Below are 21,290 nucleotides of genomic sequence, written 5' to 3' on the forward strand. Positions count from 1 at the left end.
ACACAACAGTGATTCCCAGATCTGGAGATATCCACCACCGATGACCGCATCCATCTCTCGCGGACACAACCCGCTCCGCGATCCCGATGATCGCCGCCTCAATCGCATCGCAGGCCCCAGCGCGCTGGTGATCTTCGGCGTGACCGGCGACCTGTCGCGCAAGAAGCTCATGCCCGCCGTCTACGACCTGGCCAATCGCGGTCTGCTGCCGCCCGGCTTCGCGCTGGTGGGCTTCGCCCGGCGCGACTGGGAGGACCAGGACTTCGCGCAGGTCGTGTACGACGCCGTCAAGCAGCACGCACGCACGGAGTTCCGCGAGGAGACCTGGCAGCAGCTGCTGCAGGGCATCCGGTTCGTGCAGGGCGCCTTCGACGACCCCGAGGCCTTCGCTCGCCTGCGCGAGACCGTCGAGAAGCTCGACGTCGAACGCGGCACCATGGGCAACCACGCCTATTACCTGTCGATCCCGCCGAAGATGTTCCCGGTCGTGGCGCGTCAGCTGCGCGAGTCGGGCCTGGTCGGCGAGCAGAACGAGGACCACACGCACTGGCGCCGCGTGGTGATCGAGAAGCCGTTCGGCTCCGACCTCGACACCGCCCGCGCTCTGAACAAGGCCCTGGAGGCCGCGTTCCCCGCCGACGCGATCTTCCGCATCGATCACTACCTCGGCAAGGAGACGGTGCAGAACATCCTGGCGCTGCGCTTCGCCAACGAGCTGTACGAGCCGCTGTGGAACCGCAACTACGTCGACCACGTGCAGATCACCATGGCCGAGGACATCGGCGTGGGCGGCCGCGCCGGCTACTACGACGGCATCGGCGCAGCGCGCGACGTCATCCAGAACCACCTGCTGCAGCTGCTGGCCCTGACGGCGATGGAGGAGCCGATCAGCATGTCGGCGGACCACCTGCGCGCTGAGAAGGAGAAGGTGCTGGAGGCCGTGCGCCTCCCCGCCGACCTCTCCCAGGCCACCGCGCGCGGGCAGTACGCGGGCGGCTGGCAGGGCGGCGAGCGGGTCAACGGGTTCCTCGAGGAGGACGGCATGGCGCCGGATTCCACCACCGAGACCTACGCCGCGATCAAGCTCGAGATCGCCACGCGCCGCTGGGCGGGCGTGCCGTTCTACCTGCGCACCGGCAAGCGGCTGGGACGCCGCGTGACCGAGATCGCGGTCGTGTTCAAGCGGGCCCCCGAGCACCTGTTCGGCGGAGCGCAGACCGAGCTCGGCCAGAACGCTCTGGTCATCCGCGTGCAGCCCGATGAGGGCGTGACGATCCGCTTCGGCTCCAAGGTGCCGGGCAGCGGAGCCAACGTGCGCGATGTGACGATGGACTTCGGCTACGGCCACGCCTTCACGGAGGCCAGCCCCGAGGCATATGAACGACTGATCCTGGACGTGCTGCTGGGCGACCCGCCGCTGTTCCCACGGCACGAGGAGGTGGAGCAGTCCTGGAAGATCCTCGACCCGGTGGAGAAGTACTGGGCGTCGCTGCACACGCCCCTCGAGCAGTACGCACCCGGATCCTGGGGCCCGGCATCAGCTGATGCCCTGCTGGCCCGCGACGGACGAGTCTGGAGACGCCCATGATCATCGATCTTCCCGACACCACGACCAGTCAGGTCGCCAAGCAGCTCGTGAAGGTGCGCGAGGACGGCGGCGCCGTGGCCCTCGGCCGCGTGCTCACACTGCTGATCGTCGCGCACAACGGCGTGGCCGAGCAGGCCATCGACGCCGCCAACGACGCCTCTCGCGAGCACCCGATGCGCGTGATCGTGCTGATCACCGGCGAGGGCTCCTCGCACCTGGACGCGCAGATCCGCGTGGGCGGTGACGCGGGCGCCAGCGAGGTGGTCGTGCTGCGCGCCTTCGGCGACGCCGCCAGCAACGCGGAGAGCCTGGTCACGGGGCTACTGCTGCCGGACGCGCCCGTCGTCGCCTGGTGGCCCGAAGAGGCGCCGACGGATGCCGCGCACTCGCCGCTCGGCCGCATCGCGCAGCGTCGCATCACCGACGCCGCCACCTCGCCCGACGTGCGCGACCGCCTGGCGCTCCTGGGCAAGACGCACGCCCCCGGCGACACGGACCTGGCCTGGACCCGCCTCACGCACTGGCGCGAGCAGCTGGCCGCCGTGCTGGACCAGCCGCCGTACGAGAACGTCACGGCCGTGGAGGTGCGCGGCGCCGCCGCGTCTCCATCCACCGCGCTGCTGGCCGCGTGGCTGCGCATGGCCTTGGACGTGCCTGTGAGCTGGTCGTACGAGGATCCCGAGCACTGGCAGGAGGGCATCAAGTCGGTGCGCCTCACCCGCCCGAGCGGCGACATCCTGCTGGAGCGTCCGACACCGAGCGTCGCCGTGCTGACGCAGCCCGGCCAGCCCGACCACGAGCTGCACCTGCCGCGGCGCACCCTGCGCGAGTGCCTCGCGGAGGAGCTGCGGCGCCTCGACGCCGATCTGCTGTACGGTCGGGTCATCACCGAGGGTTGGGAACGGCTCGGACCGGCAGACAAGGGAGCATGACATGGCGACGGTGCAGGGATCGATCAAGACGGTCGTCGTCGAGCCGACACCCGCGGCGCTGGCCGCGCATGTCGCCGATCGATTCCTCACCCGCGTCATCGCGCGCACCCGCAACGGACGCCTCGCCCACATCTGCCTGACCGGCGGATCGATGGGCGGCGCCGTGCTGGCCGCTGCCGCGTCCGACGAGCGCATCAGCACGATCGACTGGTCGCTGGTGCACTTCTGGTGGGGCGACGAGCGCTTCGTCGAGCGCGACGACCCCGATCGCAATTCCCTGCAGTCCCGGAAGGCGCTGCTGGACGCGCTCCCGATCCCGCCCGAGAACATCCACGAGGCCGCCGCACCGTCCGACGGCCTGTCGCTGGACGAGGCCGCCGCGGCCTACGCCGCGGAGCTGGCGCGCTTCAGCTCGTCGCACGGCGCCTGGCCGTCGTTCGCCGTGTGCTTCCTGGGTGTCGGTCCGGACGGGCACATCGCGTCGCTGTTCCCCGATCGTCCCGAGGTGACGGTGACGGATGCCGCGGCGCTGCCCGTGCGCAACTCGCCCAAGCCGCCGCCGGAGCGCATCACGCTCACCCGGCCCGTGCTGAACTCCGCCAAGCGTGTCTGGCTCGTCCTGACAGGTGCGGAGAAGGCGTCCGCGCTGGGCCTGGCACTGGCCGGCGCCAGCTATGCGAGCGTGCCCGCAGCCGGGGCGAAGGGTCGCCGTCGCACGGTGTTCTTCGTCGACGAGGCCGCGGCCGCCGAAGTGGCGCCCGAACTCATCGACCGCGACTACTGAGCCGGTCGAACTCAATCCTGGGTCGCTGAGCCTGTCGAAGCGTCGTCCGGCCCCCCGACATCCGACCCTCCGGCATCCGCTCGTCCGGGTTCACCGGCATCCGCGCCACGACTTCCCCGCACGATGCCGAGCTCCTGGCTCTCGCTGAGCACCTGCGGATGGTACTTCGCGAGGCCGAAGACGCCGAACACGGCGACCGCCCCGGCCACGACGAACAGGATGACGACGGCAAGCGGAGCCTCGGACGCCTCGCCGAGGATCAGCGCGCCGATGATGACGGCGACGATCGGATCGATGACGGTGAGGCCGGCGATCACGAGGTCCGGCGGCCCGGAGCTGTACGCGGTCTGCACGAAGTAGGCGCCGACGGCGGCAGCGGCGATGAGGGCGATCACGCACACGACGGTGAGCCAGTCGAAGTCGCCGGCCTGGATGCGGCTGATGACGGCCTTCGCGAGTGTGGCCACGAAGCCGTACAGGATGCCGGCGCCGGTGACGTAGAACAGCGCGCGCATGCGGTGGCGCAGGATCAGCCAGCAGGCGCCCAGCACGATGATCACGACCAGCAGGATCGCGAGGATCGTGAACAGGTCGGTGTCGCCGATCGGACGCTCCACGGCGTAGAACGCCGCCAGGCCCACGAACAGGAAGATGCCGCCCAGGCAGCTGGCGATGGCGATGAGGGATCGCCGGGTGGGCGTGTGCCCGGAGACCCGCGCGTTCAGCAGCGTGGTCACCACGAGCGCCACCGCCCCGAGCGGCTGCACGACGATGAGCGGTGCGATGGACATGGCGCTGAGCTGGCAGATCACGGCCATGCCCAGCATGAGCGTGCCGATGAGCCAGGACGGCCGCGTCAGCAGGCCCTTGATCTGCGCGGCACTCAGGCCCTCGTTGCCCTCGGTGCCGCTGATGCGCTCGACCTTCTCCACGCCGCGGTGCTGGTACTGCGCGCCCAGCGACATGAAGACGGCTCCGGCCAGTGCCAGCGGGATGCCCAGCAGCAGGGCCGGGTTCTGGAACACGCCGATCAGCTGATCGCTCATCCCCGCTGCGAACTCCGCCCCATGATGCACCGTCCCACCCTATCCGGCAGAGGGCGCCCAGTAGGGTTGTGACGTGGCTGTTCTTCCGATCCGCATCATGGGCGATCCCGTGCTGCACTCCCCCGCGTCCGAGGTCGATGAGATCACCGACGAGATCCGCACGCTCGTCGCCGACATGTACGAGACGATGGATGCCGCGCCGGGGGTCGGGCTCGCCGCACCCCAGGTGGGCGTGCCGCTGCGCATCTACGTGTACACCTACGTCGACGACGACGATCAGCCGTGGCGGGGCGAGATCATCAACCCGGTGCTGTGGATGACGCCCCCTGAGCCCGGGCGTCCCGACCCCGACGAGGAGTCCGAGGGATGCCTGTCCTTCCCCGGCGAGCGGTTCCCGCTGCGCCGGTCCGACCGAGTGATGGTCACCGGCATCGACCTTCAGGGCGACCGTGTGCACATCGAGGTGGACGGCTGGCGCGCGCGCATCATGCAGCACGAGTTCGACCATCTCGACGGCATCCTGTACGTCGACCGGCTGGGCGACGGTGACGGGAGGACCGTGCAGAAGATCGCGCGCAAGCGCGGCTGGAGCCGGGGCGGCGCGAGCTGGATGCCCGGCGTCGACGATCTGGAGGGTTGAGATGAGCATCCGCATCGGAATCGTCGGATACGGGAACCTCGGTCGCGGCGTCGAGCGCGCGATCGCGCTGAACCCCGATCTGAGCCTGGCAGGCGTGTTCACGCGCCGCGACCCGGCATCCGTGACTCCCCTCTCCGCGTCGACGAGGGTGCGGCGCCTCGACGACCTCACCGGCCTGCGCGACGACATAGACGTGCTGGTCCTGTGCGGCGGATCCAAGACCGACCTGCCCGTGCAGAGCCCCGCGTTGGCCGCATCCTTCAGCATCGTGGACAGCTTCGACACGCACCCGCGCATCCCCGAGCACTTCGCCGCGGTGGATGCTGCAGCCAGGACCGCGGGGACGACCGCCATCATCTCCACCGGATGGGACCCGGGCCTGTTCTCGCTGCAGCGCCTCTACGACGAGGCGATCCTGCCGCAGGGCGCCACGTACACCTTCTGGGGCCGCGGGCTCAGCCAGGGGCACTCGGATGCCATTCGGCGGGTTCCCGGCGTCGCCGGCGGTGTGCAGTACACGATCCCCTCCGAGGATGCGATCGCGCGCGTGCGCGCCGGCGAGCGGCCGGAGCTGACCACTCGCGACAAGCACACCAGGGAGTGCTTCGTCGTGCTCGAGGATGGTGCCGACGCGGATGCCGTGCGCGCAGCCATCGTGACGATGCCGGACTACTTCGAGCCCTACGACACGACCGTGCACTTCATCACGGCCGAGGAGCTGGCCCGCGACCACGCCGGCGCCCCGCACGGCGGGTTCGTGATCCGCAGCGGCACGACTTCGGCCGGCACCGACCAGACCGTGGAGTTCCGTCTGGCGCTGGACTCGAACCCCGAGTTCACCGCCAGCGTGCTGGTGGCCTACGCCCGCGCCGCGGCACGCCTGGCGGCAGCCGGCGATCACGGCGCGAAGACGCCGTTCGACATCGTCCCGGCGCTGCTCTCCCCCAAGTCCGGCGAGCAGCTGCGCGCCGAGCTCCTCTGAGTCGGGGCGCGAGTCCCACGACGACGAAGCCCCGTCACATGGACGGGGCTTCGAGGGGGTTGGCTCCCCGGCTTGGACTCGAACCAAGAACCTGCCGAACCTAGGTTAGGCGTCTGATGACTCTTCGAAAATTCCTCTGATCCGGTGAATCGTCCCAGGTTCTGTGCCGCTTCTATGCGGGGAGCGGCTCTGGTGTGAGTGCCGCGTAGTAGGCAGCCTCGTATTCGTCGGGGCTGACCATTCCGAGGCTACCGTGGAGGCGGCGGTGGTTGTACCAGTTGACCCATCCGGCGGTCGCGAACTCGACGTCCGCGATCGTCTTGTACGGGCCGTCGTGGAACACGGTGGTGCGGACGCACTCTGCCTTGTAGACGCCGTTGATCGTCTCCATCAGGGCGTTATCGTATGCGTCGCCGACGGAGCCGATCGAGGGCGCGATCTGCTCGAGCGCGAGGTGCTCGGTCAGCACGATGGACGTGTACTGGCTTCCCGCATCCGAGTGATGGATGAGCTGGCGCGGGCCGACGGCGTGGCCTTGCCGGTCGCGTTCCCAGAGCGCCATACGCAGCGGGATCATGACCAGGTCGACGTGCTTGCTGGTCTGCGCGTGCCAGGCCACGATCCTCTGGGAGAACACGTCGAGGATGAACGCGACATACACCCACCCCGCCCACGTCCGCACGTAGGTGAAATCGGTGACCCAGGTGTGATCCGGGCGTGGGGCGGTGAAGTCCCGGTTCAGCAGGTCCCCGGCACGGACCCCGTCCTTGGCGGGGATCGTGGTGCGAATCGCCTTGGCCCGCGTGATCCCGGCGAGGCCGAGGGCCCGCATCGCCCGGTCCACGGCCCCGCGCGAGGCGTCGGTGATGGCGGTGCGGCGGATCAGCGCGGTCATCTTCTTGCGCCCGTACAGACCCTCCGGGCTCATCCTGCGGCGCGTGGTCCCATCGGGGAGGACCTCGACCACCAGGCGGCGTCACGGACGGCGCCTTCGACGAGTGCGTCAGTCACGGTTCGGGCGGACACGCGGCCCGCCCGCCAGGCCCGGTAGGTGCGTGCCGCGATCTTCACGCCCTGCTCACGCAGGACCCGCACGATCGACGCGACGGCGAAGCCCGCCGAGCGCGCAGCTGATCGATGAAGCCCATGATCAACGGTTGCGGGGGTCGAACTCCCCCACGAAGAAAGCCGTCGCCGCTTTCAGGATCGCGACGTTCTCACGCAACTCCCGATTCTCGGCCTTGAGCCGGCGGATCTCCGCATGCTCTTCACTGGTCTGCCCGACACGCTCCCCGGCATCAATCTCGGCTTGGATCACCCACCGGCGCAGCGACTCCGCACCCACGCCTTCCTGACGGGCGACGGCCGCGATGGCCTTCGCGTTCGAGGGATACTCGGCCCGGTGCTTGAGCACGAGCCGCACGGCACGCTCCCGAACCTGGGAATCAATCTTCTTCGGCATGATGACATCCAATCAACTCAAAAGGATGCGGCACCAAACCTGGGACGGTTCAGTATCCGTCCTGCAAGTCTCCGCAGGGTGAGTCCACGACGGTCGTGCGTCTTCGCAAAATATTGAGTATATGTGATCACAGTGGCGGTGTCTGTAGGTAGAAAAGGGGACAGCGAAACGGGTCGGTGACCGGCTAGTGTGCAAATGAAATTCGTTGAAGAGCCGACGCGGAGCATCGGTGAGAGGGAGTTGGAATGGCACGTACCGTGCACGCGATTGGACTTGCGGCAACTGTAGTTCTCAGTATCGGAATCCTCAGCGGATGTTCGCCCACCATGGATTCCAGCCCGAGCCCATCGAGTGCAACACCCACGCAGACTGCGCCAACGCCGTCTACAGACGACCCGTCGCCGTCAGTTCTTCAGGACCCTCTCGAAGCACTCGACGATCCGAAGTCGGTGGACTATCTGGCCGATCATGGTGAGCCGCTGATTCACGAGACCGGATCGGGGCCCGCCAACTTTGATATTGCCCTCTCGGCTGGTACGCGGTCGATTTCCTTCTACGTGTCCTGTGCGCCCGAAGCGGACTTCCGCGTGGATGCGCTTGACAACTTCTACGCCGGCACCTGCGGCCCGCGTTTCCGAAGCGTCGGTGAGATTCCTGTGCCTCAGGGCACGTCACGTGCGAGCGTCCGCCTTGGCTTGCCAGACGGCGTTGAGTACTTTGTGGTGGCTTTCCCTAACAACTAGGGGGGGGATTGGAAGGAATGATTGAGATGAAGAACAGTGTCAAGGCTGCAACAGTGGCGCTCGTGGCGATCTTCGCACTCGGGCTTGGCGTCGCGCCCGCGAGCGCGAGCGAGGCAGGTCCATTGAGCCTGTGTTCGGGGAGCAATCAGAAGAACACGGCGAACAACAAGTCGATCACGTTCACCCGCGCGTCGGGGGCTAATTCCTCGGTCACCGGAGGGCCAGGTGTGACGCTGACGATCAGCAAGTCGACAACATTCTCCGTGTCGGGGAGTATCACAGGCTCCTCTAGCGTTAGCGCCTCAGTAGTCGTGGCCACAGTGCAGGCACAAGTCGGTGCAACCATCGGCGCAAGCTACTCGGGAACGTCATCCAGTTCAGGGGCTTGGACGGTGCCATCCACCTACCAGATTGGACGGCTCGAGATCGGCAGCAATAAATATGCCGGAACGGTGACGCACTACGTGGAGAACAGCAACTGCGTGTGGGTTCAGTCCGGAACATCCGCCGCGTATGACGCGCCTGCGAAGGAATGGCATTTCAAGACCTCTAAGGTCGCGTAACCACGGAATGAGTGACTCGAGGGTGCAGCCAACCGCAGCTGCACCCTCGAGTGTTTTTGTGAGCTAGGGCACGTCTTCCAATGCCTGCTCCAGGCGATGATGACGGCGTTTCGCGGAACGCGTTGTTCACCGCCCACGGGGATGACCCGGAGTGCGGGCATTGTCTGCCAGCCATGGTTCATCGGTCCGCCACAATCATGGATGGTAGTGATGGACGCGGGCACAGCCCCGCCAGTCCCCGGATCTGCGCACCCGTGAAATTGGCGCCCCGCCACCTCATCCTGCGGTTTCGTGCTGAACCGCGCGTCGACGTCTGCCAACCAGATGGCGGCGAGCTGCTCGACGGTGGAGACCTTGGTGAGTGCGACGAAGATGCCGGCCCATACCTCGCTGGCCATCGTGCGTATCTGCTCTTCGGCAGCCTCGGCGGTCGGGCCCCACGCTTCGAGGTCGTGGGGATCGCCCTTGCCGTCGCGGACGCGGACGCGGACGCGAGCGCGGTAGGCCCCGCCGACGAGTCGGACGTTGACGCTGCCGAGCTCCCCGGACGCTTACGAGGCCTGGGCACTGTCAGCCAGCTGGTCGAAGACGTACTTGCGGATGGTGCCGGCTGTCCAGCGCAGGTGCTTGCCGACCTTCACTGCCGGCGGCCCGACCCTGTTGAATCGCCATGCTTCGACCGTGCGCGGGCTCACGCCGAAGTAGTCGGCGATCTGCTCCTTGGTCAGCAGCGTGGGGAGTTCGATCACGTCAGCGACGGACGCGACCTTCTTCTTGCTGTCCTTCTTCTTTCCCATGGTGACTCTATGCGCAGTGCCACCACGAGGCTTGACGCGCTGCTCCTTACCAACGCGTACTCCTTTGCACACTGATGTGCGATTTTGGCCCCTCAGAGGGGTGAGTTGGGGGTTTATAGGGGGTGAACCCCGAATCCCGAGTGCTGCCCGACATGTGAAAAGGCGCCCCCTCCCTGTGTTTTCTAGGGAGGAGGCGCCTTGTGTGGCTCCCCGGCTTGGACTCGAACCAAGAACCTGCCGGTTAACAGCCGGCTGCTCTGCCAATTGAGCTACCGAGGATCATGTCCCCCGCTCCGCGGGCAACTCCTCAAGCTTAGCAAACTCGACGGGCGCTCCCGAACACGGCCCACCGCCCGGGCGTGGCGCGCTCAGCGTGCGGCATCCGCCTCGGAATTGGGCGACCACAGCAGGTCGCGGCCGACGCCGCGCGCGACCACGTGACCGCCGCGCAGGATCAGGGTGTCGGCGTCGAGCTCGCGGATGAATGCCGCATCATTGGTGACCAGCAGCGCGGCCATGGACTGCTCCGACCGGCGGCGGGTGATCGCGTCGAAGACCACCGGACGCACCTCGAGGTCGAGATTGGCGAGAGGCTCGTCGGCGATGAGCACCCGCGGCTCCAGCATGAACGCCCGCGCGATGGCCACACGCTGGCGCATGCCCGCGCTCAATTCGTAGGGGAATCTGTCTGCCGCGCCGATCGGCAGGTGGAGTTCGTCCAGCAGTGAGGCGACCCGCACGGCCAGGTTCTTGGCATTGACCTTCTTCGACCGCGCGACGACGGGTTCGGCGATCACCTCGCCGACGGTGAGGCGCGGAGGGAGGTTCGCCCCCGCCGCCTGCGGGATGTAGCCGCTGAGCGCGGTCAGGATCCTCCTGCGCCGGCCCGGTCGGCGCACGTCGACGCCGCAGATCTGGGCGCGCCCGCCGGCGACCTTCAGAGACGAGTCCGCGAAGCCGGCCAGCGCCGTGACGAGGCTGGATTTGCCCGAGCCCGTGGCGCCGCCCACGCACATCAGCTCGCCGGGGCGCAGCGTGAACGTGACGCCGTCCACGGCCCTGGTCACACCGCCGTGCCCGATCCTGTCGATGACGAGGTCGGAGCATTCGATGGCGACATCGCTGGCGGCAGGCATGCTTCCATCCTGCCCTGCCCTGCACGTCAGCGCGTCACGACTCGAGGAATCGCTGCCGTTCCAGGTCGAGATCCCGCAGGCGCATGCGCAGCGCGCGCCCGCCGTCGGAGTCCGCCGGCACGCGCTGCACGGCACCCAGCAGCTCGTTCTTCTCGTGATCGATCGAGCGCAGGATCAGGCCACGGCAGAGGTCGGTCGCGGAGACCACCGCGCGCTCCTCGTCCTTCGCCGGGAACGGCATCATCAGCAATTCGCCGGCCAGGCTCCGGTACGGCTCGCGCACGGCATCCGCGGCGGCTGCCGCCCAGCCGACCTTCGTGCGGTCGACGACCGCCGCAATGGACTCGCGCACCGCATCCAGCCCCGGATGCCGGAACTGCTGCGACACGGCCCGATCCAGCAGCGGCTGGTCGATGCGGTGCCCGTACTGCAGCGCGCCCATCAGCGCGTCGCGCTCGAGGGCGACATCCGCCGTGCGGGGCAGATCGGCGAGCCGCACCCGGGTCACGGGCGCGCCTCCCCCGGCATCCGCCGTCGGACGGGTCTCGCGATGATGCTCGGGAGCGGATGCCGCACCCCGGGCCGCGCGCATCACCTCGTGGTGCACGGCCGTCGGGTCCATGCCCAGGCGGCGCGCGAGCACGCGCTCGTAGCCGGGACGCAGCAGCTCGTCGCGGATGACGGCCACGATCGGCGCGGCGGCGCGCAGCGCGCCGACCTGCCCCTCGACCGTCGCCAGGTCGTAGCCTGCGAGCTTGCGATCGATGACGAACTCGAACATGGGCACCTTGGCGTCCATGAGGCCGCGCACGGCGGCATCCCCCCGCTGCAGGCGCAGGTCGCAGGGGTCGAGGTTGTCGGGCGCGACGGCGACGAAGGTCTGCGCGGTGAAGCGCGAGTCCTCCGAGAACGCGCGCAGTGCGGCCTTCTGGCCCGGCTCGTCGCCGTCGAAGGTGAACACCACCTCGCCCGCCGCGGAGTCATCGCCCATCACGCGGCGCAGCACCTTGATGTGCTCGGCGCCGAACGCCGTGCCGCAGGTGGCGATGGCGGTGGTGACGCCCGCCAGATGGCAGGCCATCACGTCGGTGTAGCCCTCGACCACGACCACCCGTCGCGGATCTCCGCGGGCGATGTCGCGTTTGGCGAGGTCGAGCCCGTAGAGCACCTGCGTCTTCTTGTACAGCGGCGTCTCGGGGGTGTTGAGGTACTTCGGACCCTTGTCGTCGTCGTACAGCCGCCGGGCGCCGAAGCCGATGGTCTGCCCCGTGACGTCGCGGATGGGCCAGATGACCCGGCCGCGGAAGCGGTCGTACACCCCGCGCTGGCCTGCCGAGACGAGCCCGGCGTTGGTCAGCTCCTCGCGAGTGAAGCCCTGCGCGGTGAGCGCCTTCGTCAGGTTCTCCCAGCCCTTGGGCGCGTACCCGACACCGAAGTGCGCAGCGGCACCCGCATCGAAACCGCGCTCGCCGAGGAACTTGCGGGCGCTCTCTGCCTCGGGACTCAGCAGTTGGCCGCGGAAGTACTCCGCCGCGGCGGTGTTGGCCGCGTACAGCCGGCTGCGGCCGCTGGTCTCCGGCGCGGCACCACCGTCCTCGTAGTGCAGCGCGAAGCCGATCCGTCCTGCGAGCCGTTCGACGGCCTCGGTGAAGCTGACGTGATCCATCTCGCGCAGGAACGAGTACACGTCGCCGGACGCGCCGCATCCGAAGCAGTGGTAGAAGCCCACCTGCGGGCGCACGTGGAAGCTGGGGCTCTTCTCGTCGTGGAACGGGCAGAGCCCCTTCATCGACCCGACGCCGGCCGACTTCAGCGCCACGCGCTCGCCGACGATGTCGGCGATGTTGGTGCGCGACTTCACCTCTTCGACGTCGGCCTGCAGGATGCGGGGCATCAGACGGCGCCTTCGACGACCACCCGCGGTGCGGGGCGGTGGCGCACTCCGGTGCGGGCGCTGCGCGGGCTCCAGATGCCCACCTCGGCGGGGTCGATCTCGCCCACCAGCCGGTTGTGCCAGTCGACGGCGGTCTGATCGGTGAGGCTCGCGACCTGGTCGACGACCACGCGAGCGCGCTCGGCGTCGGTGCCGGCGTCGAGGAAGTCGGCAGTGAATGCGGGCTCCAGCACGTCGGCACCGGCCGACCACAGCGCATCCGTCGACCACAGCGCGTCAGCCAGGCGCGTCAGCACCTTGCGCTGCTCCTTGTACACGCCCTTGCGGGCGTCGATGGTGACGATGGCCTGGCCCATGATGCCCTTGAGCACCGCGATCTCGGTCTCCACGACTCGCGGCACGACCACATGGCCGGCGTAGCGGGCGAGCTGCGGACCGGGGTGGGCCTCGCGCGTGGCGGCGACGGATGCCCGGGCGAAGCGACCGATCAGGTCGCTGGTGAGGTTCTTCAGGCGCGCCAGGTCGCGGCGGGAACGGTCGAACGTCTTCAGCCACATCGGCTGACGGGTCAGCCGGTACAGCGCGTCGGCGAGCTCCTCGCGGGTGTAGTCGTAGCCGACCCACTGCTGGATGCGCCCCACCAGCGGGTAGTGCTCGATCGGGTCGGAGAGCTGGGCCACGTCGAGGTAGCCGTTGACGATGGCGTCCTCGAAATCGTGCACGGAGTAGCCGATGTCGTCGGAGAGATCCATGATCTCCGCCTCGATGCACCGCAGCCGCCCGGGTGCGCCCTCGCGCATCCAACGGAACACCGGCTCGTCCTCGGGGTACACGCCGAACTTCAGTCGGCCGCCCGGGTCGGGCAACGGGTTGTCGACTGTCCACGGGTACTTGCAGGTCGCATCCAGGCTCGCACGGGTGAGGTTCAGGCCCACGGAATGGCCGTCTTCGTCGAGCACCTTCGCCTCGAGGCGGGTGAGGATGCGCAGCGACTGCGCATTGCCCTCGAAGCCGCCGATGTCGGATGCCCAGTCGTTGAGCGCGCGCTCGCCGTTGTGGCCGAACGGCGGATGCCCGAGGTCGTGGCTCAGGCAGGCCGTGTCCACCACGTCCTCCGAGACGCCGAGGGCCGTGGCCAGCTCGCGTCCGACCTGCGCGACCTCGAGCGAGTGCGTGAGGCGGTTGCGGGCGAAGTCGGCGGTGGATGCCGGGCTCAGCACCTGCGTCTTGGCCGCCAGCCGCCGCAGGGCGGCGGAGTGCAGCACGCGCGCGCGGTCGCGGGAGAAGTCGTTGCGCTCGGAGCGGTGGGTCTCGGAGATGAAGCGCTCGGAATCGCGAGCGTCGTAGCCCGGATCAGCCGCCACTGTTCTCCACCTCCGCCTCGCGCATCATGTCGCCGTCGCCGACACCGATCTCACGGGAGTCCAGCCAGCCCTCCGGCAGCACCGTGCGCTTGGGCGTGCCCGCCCGCCCGCGCTGGCCCTCCGCCCCCGCACCGGGGTACGGCGCGTCGCCGAGCGTGCCGAGCAGGTCGTCGATCTCGGCCAGCGAGGAAGCCCGAGCCAGGGCGCCGCGCAGCTCGCCCCCGACGGGGTATCCCTTGAAGTACCAGGCCACGTGCTTGCGCACGTCCTTGCATCCGCGGTCCTCGTCCTCGAAGAACTCCACCAGCAGCTCGGCGTGGCGCCGGAACGCGTTCGCCACGAACTGCAGCGTGGCGTCGACCTCGGGTCGGGGCGCCAGTCCAGGGGCGAGTGCGTCGGAGAGCTCGCCGAACAGCCACGGCCGGCCCAGGCATCCGCGACCCACCACGACGCCGTCGCAGCCGGTCTCGGCCATCATCCGCACGGCATCGTCGGCCGACCAGATGTCGCCGTTGCCGAGCACGGGGATGCTGGTGACCGCCTGCTTGAGCTCGCCGATGGCGCTCCAGTCGGAGTGCCCGGAGTAGTACTCGGATGCCGTGCGCGCATGCAGCGCGACGGCCGCGGCCCCGGCATCCTCCGCCGCCCTGCCCGCGTCGAGGAAGGTGAGGTGGTCCTTGTTGATGCCCTTGCGCATCTTGACCGTCAGCGGCACGTCTCCCGCGGCCTTCACTGCTCGGGAGACGATGTCGGCGAACAGCGAGGTCTTCCACGGCAGCGCGGCGCCGCCGCCCTTGCGGGTCACCTTGGGCACCGGGCATCCGAAGTTCAGATCGATGTGATCGGCCTTGTCCTCGGCGACGATGATGCGCACGGCCTCGGAGATGGTCACGGGGTCGACGCCGTAGAGCTGGATGGAGCGGATGTCCTCGCTGGGGTGGTGCTGGATGAGCCGCATGGTGATGGCGTTGCGCTCCACGAGGGCGCGGGACGTGATCATCTCGCTGACGTACAGCCCCGCGCCGTACTCCCGGCACAGTCGGCGGAACGCCGTGTTGGTGATGCCCGCCATGGGCGCGAGGACGACGGGGATGTCGAGATCGATGGGACCGATGCGCAGGGCGGGCGCGGTCTGGGCGGGCGGGCTGGTGGGAGTGGCGAGAGTCATGACCCGTCCATTCTCCCAGACTGCGGCCCCTCCCGGGCTCAGTGGAATTAGGCTGTGGATATGACTGATCAGGCGCTCAGGAAGATCCCCTTCACCGACGCGACGGGCGCGCAGAAGACGCTCGACGACTACGGCTCCGACGTGATGCTCGTCGTGAATGTGGCATCGCGTTGCGGCAACACCCCTCAGTACGAGCAGCTCGAGCAGCTGCAGAGGGAGTACGGCGACCGCGGGTTCTCGGTGATCGGCTTCCCGTGCAATCAGTTCATGGGCCAGGAACCGGGATCGATGGAGCAGATCCTGGAGTTCTGCTCCACCACCTACGGCGTCACCTTCCCCATCAACGAGAAGATCAAGGTCAACGGCCGCAATGCGCATGACCTGTACAAAGCACTCAAGGAGACCACGGATGCCGATGGCAAGGCCGGCCGGGTGGAGTGGAACTTCGAGAAGTTCCTGGTGCGCGCGGACGGCTCCGTGCAGCGGTTCCGCCCGAAGCAGAAGCCGGACTCCCCTGAGGTCGTCGCGGCGATCGAGGATGCCCTCGCCCGCTGAGCGCCAGCGGGTCGGGATCACTCAGCCGACCAGGATCACTCTGCCGTGACGGCGTTCTTCTGCGACCAGACGTCGCGGATGACGTTCTCGAACGCCGCGGGCGGCTGGGCGCCGCTCACGCCGTACTGACCGTCGATCACGAAGAACGGCACGCCGTTGATGCCGTAGGCGCGGGCCTGCTCCTGATCGGCGCGGACGGCGGGCAGGTACTCGGCCGACTCCAGCGCGGAGCGGGCCTCGCCGGCATCCAGCCCCACTTCTTCAGCGAGGGCGACGAGGTCGTCGACGCGACCCACGTGCTTGCCCTCGGTGAAGTACGCGGCCATCAGCCGCTCCTCCATCTCGTGCTGCAGGCCCTTGGCCTTGGCGAAGTGCAGCAGCTCGTGCGCCTTGACGGTGTTGGTGTGCTGCAGCAGGTCGAAGCGGTACTGCAGTCCGGCTCCCGCGGCCACATTGGTGACGTGCGAGAGCATCTGCTCGACCTGCTCACGGGCCATGCCCTTGTGGCCGGCGAGGAAGTCCAGCTCGTCGCCGTCGAAATCGACGGGCGTATCGGGAGAGAGCTCGAAGGAGTGGAACGTGATGTTCACCTGCGGGGCGTCCTCGTCGTCCGCCGTGGCTGCCAGCCCGGTCTCGAGGTTGCGCTTGCCGATGTAGCACCACGGGCACGCGATGTCGGACCAGATGTCGATGGAGATGGGTTCGCTCACGCTTGACGCAACAGGCGCGACGGCCGGAGTATTCCGTCCCGGTAATGTTCTCTCGTGCTCTCCGCCGACGATCCGCTGCCCTTCGCGCCGTCGCGAGTGCTGGTGGCGGGCGTGTACCGCGAGGCCGCGGGGTGGCTGCGGCAGTGGGGCACGCGCTGAATCCAGGGAGTCTGCATTCGGGATCCCTGCCCCCCCCTGTCGAAGAGTCAATGCACGACATCCGGATCTTTTGCCGAGACTCTTCCATTTCTCGAAGATTTGTTCTATACTGGATTCATGTCCACTACCGCGCAGCACCGCCTCGTTCGAGAGGCCGAGGTGCTTGCGGAGTGGGTGCAGACGCGGCGTGAGATCGCCCGGTTGGAGGCGCGAGCGTCGTCGCTTCTTGCCGACCGGCTCGAGCTGATGGACGCGTCGGTGTCGGAGTCGCCGATGCACCGCAACGCGATCGAGCGGTCCATGGTGGCGGAGTTCACGGCGGCGGGGCGGATGGCGAAAGGCTCGGTGGAGCACGCGTTCGCCGACGCGCAGGCGCTGCGGCACTGCTTCCGGGCCGTTCAGGAATCGTTCGAGGCGGGCCGCATCACGCCCGCGCATGCGCGGCACATCATCGATGCAGCGTCCCCCGTTCAGGAAGCGATCGACGCCGGAGAGATCGAACCGCACCTGCTGGGGCTCTACGAGGCGGCGGCTCTCGAGTTCGCCGAATCCGAAGCGCCGGCCCGCACCCGCGCGCACGTGCGGGAACTCGCCGCAGTCCTCGCACCCAGAACGGTGACCGAGCGGCATCAGGATGCCGTGGCGGAGCAGTATGTCAAGATCCACGTGGTCACCGACGAGCTGTCGCTGCTGCAGGCCCTGCTGCCCACGCATCGGGCCGAGGCCATCATGGACCGTCTCACGACCATGGCACGGCATCAGAAGCAGCACGGCGAGGACCGGCACCCCACACTCCCGGTGGACGAGGACTTCCTGGCGGAGGTGGACCGGTCCGTGGAGATCATCACCGCCGATGGTGACGTCTTCACCGTCGACCCCTTCACCGAACCTGTCGCCGGCGATCAGCCTGACCCCGCCGAGACGCCCCAGGCGCTGGATGCATGGGACGATCTCGTCGCCCGAGCCCTCGCGGCAGGACCTGAGGTCATCCAGATCCCCGACGACGCCCGCGGCACCGACCAGATTCGCGCCGAGCTGCTCACCGACCTGCTCCTGACCACCGATCCTTCCTCGGTCTTCGGCGACGGGCTCGACCAGGTCGCCGCGCACATCAACGTCACCATCGACGCGACCACCCTCGCCGGCCTGAACGATAGGCCCGCACAGCTCGACCGGGAAGGCACCCTCCATCCAGACACCGCCCGTGCCCTCGCGGGCATCGCGACCGTCTGGAACCGCCTGTGGGTCGACCCCGACGGGTTCGTCACCCGCACCGACACCTACCGGCCCACAGCCGGCATGACCCGCTACCTCCAAGCCCGCGATCAGCACTGCCGCTTCCCTGGATGCCGGATGCCCGTCCACCGCACGCAGACCGACCACACCCACGACTGGGCCAAAGGCGGCACGACGTCGCTCGACAACCTCGCGCATCTGTGCCTGACGCACCATGCGCTCAAGCACCCCGACATCCCCGACGAATACCGGTGGACCGCACGCCAGAACCCCGACTGGACCATCACCTGGACCAGCCCTCACGGAGACGAGCATGTCGACCGACCACCCGCGCGCGTCATGTTCACACCATCCGGCGCCGATCCCGCACTGTCGATCTGGGACACACCCACCGGCAGGAACGACAGCCCCTTCTGAGGCTCGCGGGATCAGTGCGTCCGAAATCGTGCTTGTGGATAACTTCTGCGGAGAGTCCGGAAGTCGGGTTAGCGTGGCCGGGTGACTTCCGCTGCCATCTCCGTCCGTGCGCTCGGCGCGCTGTCCGCCGGACTGCTCGCCCTCGGGATGCTGGCCGCGTGCACGCCAGAGCCGAAGCCGGCTCCCACGCCGACGAAGACGGCGCTGTTCTCCTCGGACGCTGAGGCATTCAAGGCTGCGGAGGAGACATATCGGGCGTACACGGATGCACTGAACAACGTCGACACGAGCGACCCGAAGACATGGGAGCCGGCAACCCGGTGGACGGTAGGAAGAGCATCCTCAGCGCTGAAGAAGTCGCTCAGTGAACTACAGGCCGAGGAGGTTCAGCTCACAGGAAACACAGTGATCATCACCGCGGCGCCCATTAAAGCCGATCTGGAGACGGGCAAGGTCTCCGTGCATATATGTGCTGATGTCTCCCAGACCGACGTCATTGATTCGACTGGCAACTCATTGGTACCCAGCGACCGATCTCCTGTACAGTCCGTTCGCGCAGAATTTGTCGAGGCAGACTCTGAGACGGGCCTGCGTCTTGCTAGCACGACTGCAGAGAGCACGTTGCAATGCTCTCACTGATCATGGTCTTCCTTCTGAGCGGCGGGACACCTCCGCCCGCACCCGAATGCCCAGTGCTCACGATGTCTTGCGCGAGCAACGTCAACGGTCCAGCTGTTGATGTTTCTGGCGCCCAGAAGCACGGCGACCGTACCGAAAAGCAACCCCGACATTCCGCGGAGAAGCCCAAGAATCCTGGCACCGGCACCGCCCCGGTCGTCGACGTGCATGCGCCCGCGCGTGACACGCGCACCCGCACCGAGAAGTTCACGGACTGCAACACGATCTGGAACCTCATGCAACGCTGCGTCCCCGCACCGGAGAAGCCCGCCGACACAGCCGACCCCGCACCCGAAGACCCCCGCGCCACCCAGCCGATCACCATCACCGACCTCGCCAGCTTCGCCCCCGCCCCGGCGACCATCACCGGGGAGCCCGACAACCTCGGCGTCGCGGGCCTGCCCACCAACTTCACCACCGACGCCACCGCGCACACCAGGACCGGGGAACTGTTCGGCTACCCCATCACCGTCCGCTTCACCCCGGCATCCTTCACCTTCCACTACGGCGACGACACCACCAAGGCCACCACCACTCCCGGCACCACCTGGAACCAGCTCCACCTGCCCCAGTTCACCCCCACCGACACCAGCCACGTCTACCGTGACCGCGGCACCTACACGGCATCCGCCGACACCGTCTACACCGCCGAGATCGACCTCGGCACCGGCTGGTACCCCATCACCGGAACCCTCACCATTCCCGGACCCGGCCAGGACATCCGCATCTACGAAGCCCACACCGCCCTCGTCGCCCACACCTGCAACGAAGACCCCACCGCCGCCGGCTGCTGAGCACCGTCACGAGCCTCTCGGACACGGCCGACGGGTGCCTGCGCGACAGGCGCTCCCGCTTAGACGGCGGATGTGTCGGGAGAGTCCACCGCCCCGCCGAAGCGACGGTCCCGCGACAGATAGATGCCGATCGCCCGCCACAGCTCCTCGCGCGAGAAGTCCGGCCACAGTGTGTCCAGGAACACCATCTCGGCATAGGCCGACTGCCACAGCAGGAAATTCGAGGTGCGCTGCTCCCCCGAGCTGCGCAGGAACAGATCCACATCCGGCATGTCCTGCACGTAAAGATGCTTGCGGATCTGCTTCTCGGTGATCGCGCTCGGCTTCAGCCGGCCGGCCTTCACCTCGGCGGCCAGCTCCCGCATGGCGTCCACCAGCTCGACGCGCCCGCCGTAGTTGACGCACATCGTCAGCGTCAGCACGTCGTTGCCTCGGGTCAGCTGCTCGGCGAACTGCAGCTCCTTGATCACCGATCCCCACAGCCGCGGCTTGCGCCCAGCCCACCGCACCCGCACGCCCCATTCGTTGAGCTGGTCGCGTCGGCGGTGCAGCACGTCGCGGTTGTAGCCCATCAGGAACCGCACCTCTTCGGGCGAGCGGGCCCAGTTCTCCGTCGAGAACGCGTACACCGACAGGTGCTTGACTCCCGCTTGGATGGCGCCGGCGACGACATCCAGCAGCACCTCCTCGCCGGCCTTGTGCCCCTCGATGCGGCTGAGCCCTCGTCGGTTCGCCCAGCGGCCGTTGCCGTCCATCACGATCGCGACATGGTTCGGCACGGCGGGGAAAGCCGGCGGCTGGATGCCCGTCCAGTCCAGCGGACGGAACGGCACCGCATCCTTGTGCGTGTACGGCTTCGGGGTCACCGGACTCCAATTCTCGGGGTGCTGGTCACATGCTCCAGAGAGCGGATGCCGCGCTCCAGATGCCACTGCGTGTAGGCCGCCACGGCACCGGATGCCGACGACAGATCGCCAGGAGATGCAGCATCCACCGTCTCCCAGTCACCGCCCATCAGCGCCTGCAGCAGCGCGAGGGTGGATGCCGAGACCCGCGGGCTGCCCGCCGGAGCGCAGTCGTCGCACACCACACCGCCCAGCTGCGGGCCGAAATGCGTGTGCGGACCCGGCGCGCCGCAGCGCGCGCAGTCCTGCAGCGCCGGTGCCCAGCCAGACAGCGCCATCACCCGCAGCAGGTACGAGTCCATGATGCTGCGCGCGGCATGCTCCCCGCGCGAGAGCGAGCGCAGCCCGCCCACCAGCAGCAGGTACTGGTCGGCAGTGGCCTCGGACTCATTCAGCCGGTCGGCGGTCTCCACCATGGCGCTGGCCGCGGTGAAGCGCTCGTAGTCGACGGCGATGTCCGCACCGTACGCTCCCAGCGACTCGGCCTGCTGCACGATGTCCAGCGAGCGGCCCTGGTACAGCTGCACGTCGGCGACCATGAACGGTTCGAGCCTCGAGCCGAACTTCGACGAGGTGCGCCGCACGCCCTTCGCCACGGCGCGGATCTTGCCGTTGCGCCGCGAGAGCATCGTTACGATGCGGTCCGCCTCACCCAGCTTGTGGGTGCGCAGGATCACCGCTTCATCTCGGTAGGTGGGCACTCAATGATTATCCCCTGCGCACGAGAGAATGGACGG

General features: G+C 68.1%; 20 protein-coding genes, 1 tRNA gene and 1 pseudogene. 11 read left to right on the forward strand and 11 right to left on the reverse strand.

Annotated elements, in window-relative coordinates:
• Positions 1-40 precede the first annotated feature (40 nt).
• The 3 genes from zwf to pgl are packed head-to-tail and all read left to right on the forward strand — an operon-like array spanning position 41 to position 3,304.
• Positions 41-1,588, forward strand: coding sequence for a glucose-6-phosphate dehydrogenase (zwf, locus tag Q0568_RS12600; protein ID WP_298867035.1), 1,548 nt, complete (start codon positions 41-43; stop codon positions 1,586-1,588).
• Complete coding sequence (locus Q0568_RS12605; RefSeq protein ID WP_298867037.1) at positions 1,585-2,520, forward strand: glucose-6-phosphate dehydrogenase assembly protein OpcA; 936 nt, start codon at positions 1,585-1,587, stop codon at positions 2,518-2,520. The genes zwf and Q0568_RS12605 overlap by 4 nt, the downstream gene beginning before the upstream one ends.
• A gap of 1 nt (position 2,521) precedes the next feature.
• Positions 2,522-3,304: a 6-phosphogluconolactonase gene (gene pgl, locus Q0568_RS12610; RefSeq protein ID WP_298867039.1), complete on the forward strand. Its 783-nt coding sequence runs from the start codon at positions 2,522-2,524 to the stop codon at positions 3,302-3,304.
• An 11-nt stretch (positions 3,305-3,315) separates the two neighbouring features.
• Here pgl and Q0568_RS12615 read toward each other — a convergent pair whose 3' ends face one another.
• Positions 3,316-4,350 (reverse strand): DMT family transporter, encoded by a 1,035-nt coding sequence (locus Q0568_RS12615; protein ID WP_298867041.1) that lies wholly within the window; start codon positions 4,348-4,350, stop codon positions 3,316-3,318.
• A 73-nt stretch (positions 4,351-4,423) separates the two neighbouring features.
• Between Q0568_RS12615 and def the strand changes: the two genes are divergently transcribed.
• Together def and Q0568_RS12625 are read left to right on the forward strand one after the other, a co-directional pair.
• On the forward strand, positions 4,424-4,990 hold the full coding sequence (gene def / locus Q0568_RS12620; protein ID WP_298867043.1) for a peptide deformylase: 567 nt from the start codon (positions 4,424-4,426) through the stop codon (positions 4,988-4,990).
• Position 4,991: 1 nt separating this feature from the next.
• Positions 4,992-5,972: a diaminopimelate dehydrogenase gene (locus Q0568_RS12625; RefSeq protein ID WP_298867045.1), complete on the forward strand. Its 981-nt coding sequence runs from the start codon at positions 4,992-4,994 to the stop codon at positions 5,970-5,972.
• Positions 5,973-6,144: 172 nt separating this feature from the next.
• On the opposite strand, the pseudogene Q0568_RS12630 reads toward Q0568_RS12625, so the two are convergent.
• A pseudogene (locus Q0568_RS12630) lies at positions 6,145-7,434 on the reverse strand (IS3 family transposase).
• Between the two features lie 245 nt (positions 7,435-7,679).
• On the opposite strand from Q0568_RS12630, the gene Q0568_RS12635 reads away from it, so the two are divergent.
• Positions 7,680-8,177, forward strand: a complete 498-nt coding sequence (locus Q0568_RS12635; RefSeq protein WP_298867047.1) for a hypothetical protein — start codon at positions 7,680-7,682, stop codon at positions 8,175-8,177.
• Between the two features lie 17 nt (positions 8,178-8,194).
• Entirely contained in the window at positions 8,195-8,740 is a 546-nt protein-coding gene (locus tag Q0568_RS12640; protein ID WP_298867049.1) for a hypothetical protein, read from the forward strand.
• A gap of 551 nt (positions 8,741-9,291) precedes the next feature.
• Here Q0568_RS12640 and Q0568_RS12645 read toward each other — a convergent pair.
• From Q0568_RS12645 to dusB, 6 genes are all read right to left on the reverse strand, one after another.
• Positions 9,292-9,537 carry a helix-turn-helix domain-containing protein gene (locus tag Q0568_RS12645; protein WP_298867051.1) on the reverse strand — a complete coding sequence of 82 codons (246 nt, stop codon included), beginning with the start codon at positions 9,535-9,537 and terminating at the stop codon, positions 9,292-9,294.
• A 203-nt stretch (positions 9,538-9,740) separates the two neighbouring features.
• Positions 9,741-9,816, reverse strand: a tRNA-Asn gene (locus Q0568_RS12650).
• A gap of 89 nt (positions 9,817-9,905) precedes the next feature.
• Entirely contained in the window at positions 9,906-10,673 is a 768-nt protein-coding gene (locus Q0568_RS12655) for an ATP-binding cassette domain-containing protein (protein ID WP_298867053.1), read from the reverse strand.
• A gap of 34 nt (positions 10,674-10,707) precedes the next feature.
• On the reverse strand, positions 10,708-12,567 hold the full coding sequence (gene dnaG, locus Q0568_RS12660; RefSeq protein WP_298867055.1) for a DNA primase: 1,860 nt from the start codon (positions 12,565-12,567) through the stop codon (positions 10,708-10,710).
• Positions 12,567-13,931 (reverse strand): deoxyguanosinetriphosphate triphosphohydrolase, encoded by a 1,365-nt coding sequence (locus Q0568_RS12665; protein WP_298867057.1) that lies wholly within the window; start codon positions 13,929-13,931, stop codon positions 12,567-12,569. Before Q0568_RS12665 ends, dnaG begins: the two co-directional genes overlap by 1 nt.
• Positions 13,921-15,099 carry a tRNA dihydrouridine synthase DusB gene (gene dusB, locus Q0568_RS12670; RefSeq protein WP_298867059.1) on the reverse strand — a complete coding sequence of 393 codons (1,179 nt, stop codon included), beginning with the start codon at positions 15,097-15,099 and terminating at the stop codon, positions 13,921-13,923. The genes Q0568_RS12665 and dusB overlap by 11 nt, the downstream gene beginning before the upstream one ends.
• Before the next feature lie 60 nt (positions 15,100-15,159).
• Here dusB and Q0568_RS12675 point away from each other — a divergent pair, with 60 nt between their 5' ends.
• A complete protein-coding gene (locus tag Q0568_RS12675; RefSeq protein WP_298867061.1) occupies positions 15,160-15,654 on the forward strand; it encodes a glutathione peroxidase in 495 nt (164 codons plus the stop codon).
• 35 nt (positions 15,655-15,689) lie between these two features.
• Here Q0568_RS12675 and Q0568_RS12680 read toward each other — a convergent pair whose 3' ends face one another.
• The gene (locus tag Q0568_RS12680; protein WP_298867063.1) at positions 15,690-16,364 is read right to left on the reverse strand and encodes a DsbA family oxidoreductase; all 675 of its coding nucleotides are present in this window, start codon (positions 16,362-16,364) and stop codon (positions 15,690-15,692) included.
• A gap of 276 nt (positions 16,365-16,640) precedes the next feature.
• On the opposite strand from Q0568_RS12680, the gene Q0568_RS12685 reads away from it, so the two are divergent.
• From Q0568_RS12685 to Q0568_RS12695, 3 genes are all read left to right on the forward strand, one after another.
• Positions 16,641-18,176: an HNH endonuclease signature motif containing protein gene (locus Q0568_RS12685; RefSeq protein ID WP_298867064.1), complete on the forward strand. Its 1,536-nt coding sequence runs from the start codon at positions 16,641-16,643 to the stop codon at positions 18,174-18,176.
• An 81-nt stretch (positions 18,177-18,257) separates the two neighbouring features.
• Complete coding sequence (locus Q0568_RS12690) at positions 18,258-18,815, forward strand: hypothetical protein (RefSeq protein ID WP_298867066.1); 558 nt, start codon at positions 18,258-18,260, stop codon at positions 18,813-18,815.
• Positions 18,816-19,018: 203 nt separating this feature from the next.
• The gene (locus tag Q0568_RS12695; RefSeq protein ID WP_298867068.1) at positions 19,019-19,648 is read left to right on the forward strand and encodes a hypothetical protein; all 630 of its coding nucleotides are present in this window, start codon (positions 19,019-19,021) and stop codon (positions 19,646-19,648) included.
• Between the two features lie 59 nt (positions 19,649-19,707).
• Here the strand turns inward: Q0568_RS12695 and Q0568_RS12700 are convergent, their stop codons facing one another.
• Together Q0568_RS12700 and recO are read right to left on the reverse strand one after the other, a co-directional pair.
• Positions 19,708-20,514: an isoprenyl transferase gene (locus Q0568_RS12700; RefSeq protein WP_298867070.1), complete on the reverse strand. Its 807-nt coding sequence runs from the start codon at positions 20,512-20,514 to the stop codon at positions 19,708-19,710.
• Positions 20,511-21,254, reverse strand: a complete 744-nt coding sequence (gene recO, locus Q0568_RS12705) for a DNA repair protein RecO (RefSeq protein ID WP_298867072.1) — start codon at positions 21,252-21,254, stop codon at positions 20,511-20,513. Before recO ends, Q0568_RS12700 begins: the two co-directional genes overlap by 4 nt.
• Between the last annotated feature and the right edge of the window lie 36 nt (positions 21,255-21,290).

The sequence above is a fragment of the uncultured Microbacterium sp. genome, assembly GCF_937927635.1.
Taxonomy (GTDB): Bacteria; Actinomycetota; Actinomycetes; order Actinomycetales; family Microbacteriaceae; genus Microbacterium.

What these genes read in the sequence shown, in the direction of transcription:
- Q0568_RS12675 (WP_298867061.1), top strand. Translation starts at nt 15,160, where the DNA reads ATGACTGATCAGGCGCTCAGGAAGATCCCCTTCACCGACGCGACGGGC.
- zwf (WP_298867035.1), top strand. Translation starts at nt 41, where the DNA reads ATGACCGCATCCATCTCTCGCGGACACAACCCGCTCCGCGATCCCGAT.
- dnaG (WP_298867055.1), bottom strand. Translation starts at nt 12,567, where the DNA reads ATGCCCCGCATCCTGCAGGCCGACGTCGAAGAGGTGAAGTCGCGCACC.
- Q0568_RS12655 (WP_298867053.1), bottom strand. Translation starts at nt 10,673, where the DNA reads ATGCCTGCCGCCAGCGATGTCGCCATCGAATGCTCCGACCTCGTCATC.
- Q0568_RS12625 (WP_298867045.1), top strand. Translation starts at nt 4,992, where the DNA reads ATGAGCATCCGCATCGGAATCGTCGGATACGGGAACCTCGGTCGCGGC.
- Q0568_RS12645 (WP_298867051.1), bottom strand. Translation starts at nt 9,537, where the DNA reads ATGGGAAAGAAGAAGGACAGCAAGAAGAAGGTCGCGTCCGTCGCTGAC.
- Q0568_RS12635 (WP_298867047.1), top strand. Translation starts at nt 7,680, where the DNA reads ATGGCACGTACCGTGCACGCGATTGGACTTGCGGCAACTGTAGTTCTC.
- Q0568_RS12685 (WP_298867064.1), top strand. Translation starts at nt 16,641, where the DNA reads ATGTCCACTACCGCGCAGCACCGCCTCGTTCGAGAGGCCGAGGTGCTT.
- Q0568_RS12640 (WP_298867049.1), top strand. Translation starts at nt 8,195, where the DNA reads ATGATTGAGATGAAGAACAGTGTCAAGGCTGCAACAGTGGCGCTCGTG.
- Q0568_RS12605 (WP_298867037.1), top strand. Translation starts at nt 1,585, where the DNA reads ATGATCATCGATCTTCCCGACACCACGACCAGTCAGGTCGCCAAGCAG.
- dusB (WP_298867059.1), bottom strand. Translation starts at nt 15,099, where the DNA reads ATGACTCTCGCCACTCCCACCAGCCCGCCCGCCCAGACCGCGCCCGCC.
- pgl (WP_298867039.1), top strand. Translation starts at nt 2,522, where the DNA reads ATGGCGACGGTGCAGGGATCGATCAAGACGGTCGTCGTCGAGCCGACA.
- Q0568_RS12615 (WP_298867041.1), bottom strand. Translation starts at nt 4,350, where the DNA reads ATGAGCGATCAGCTGATCGGCGTGTTCCAGAACCCGGCCCTGCTGCTG.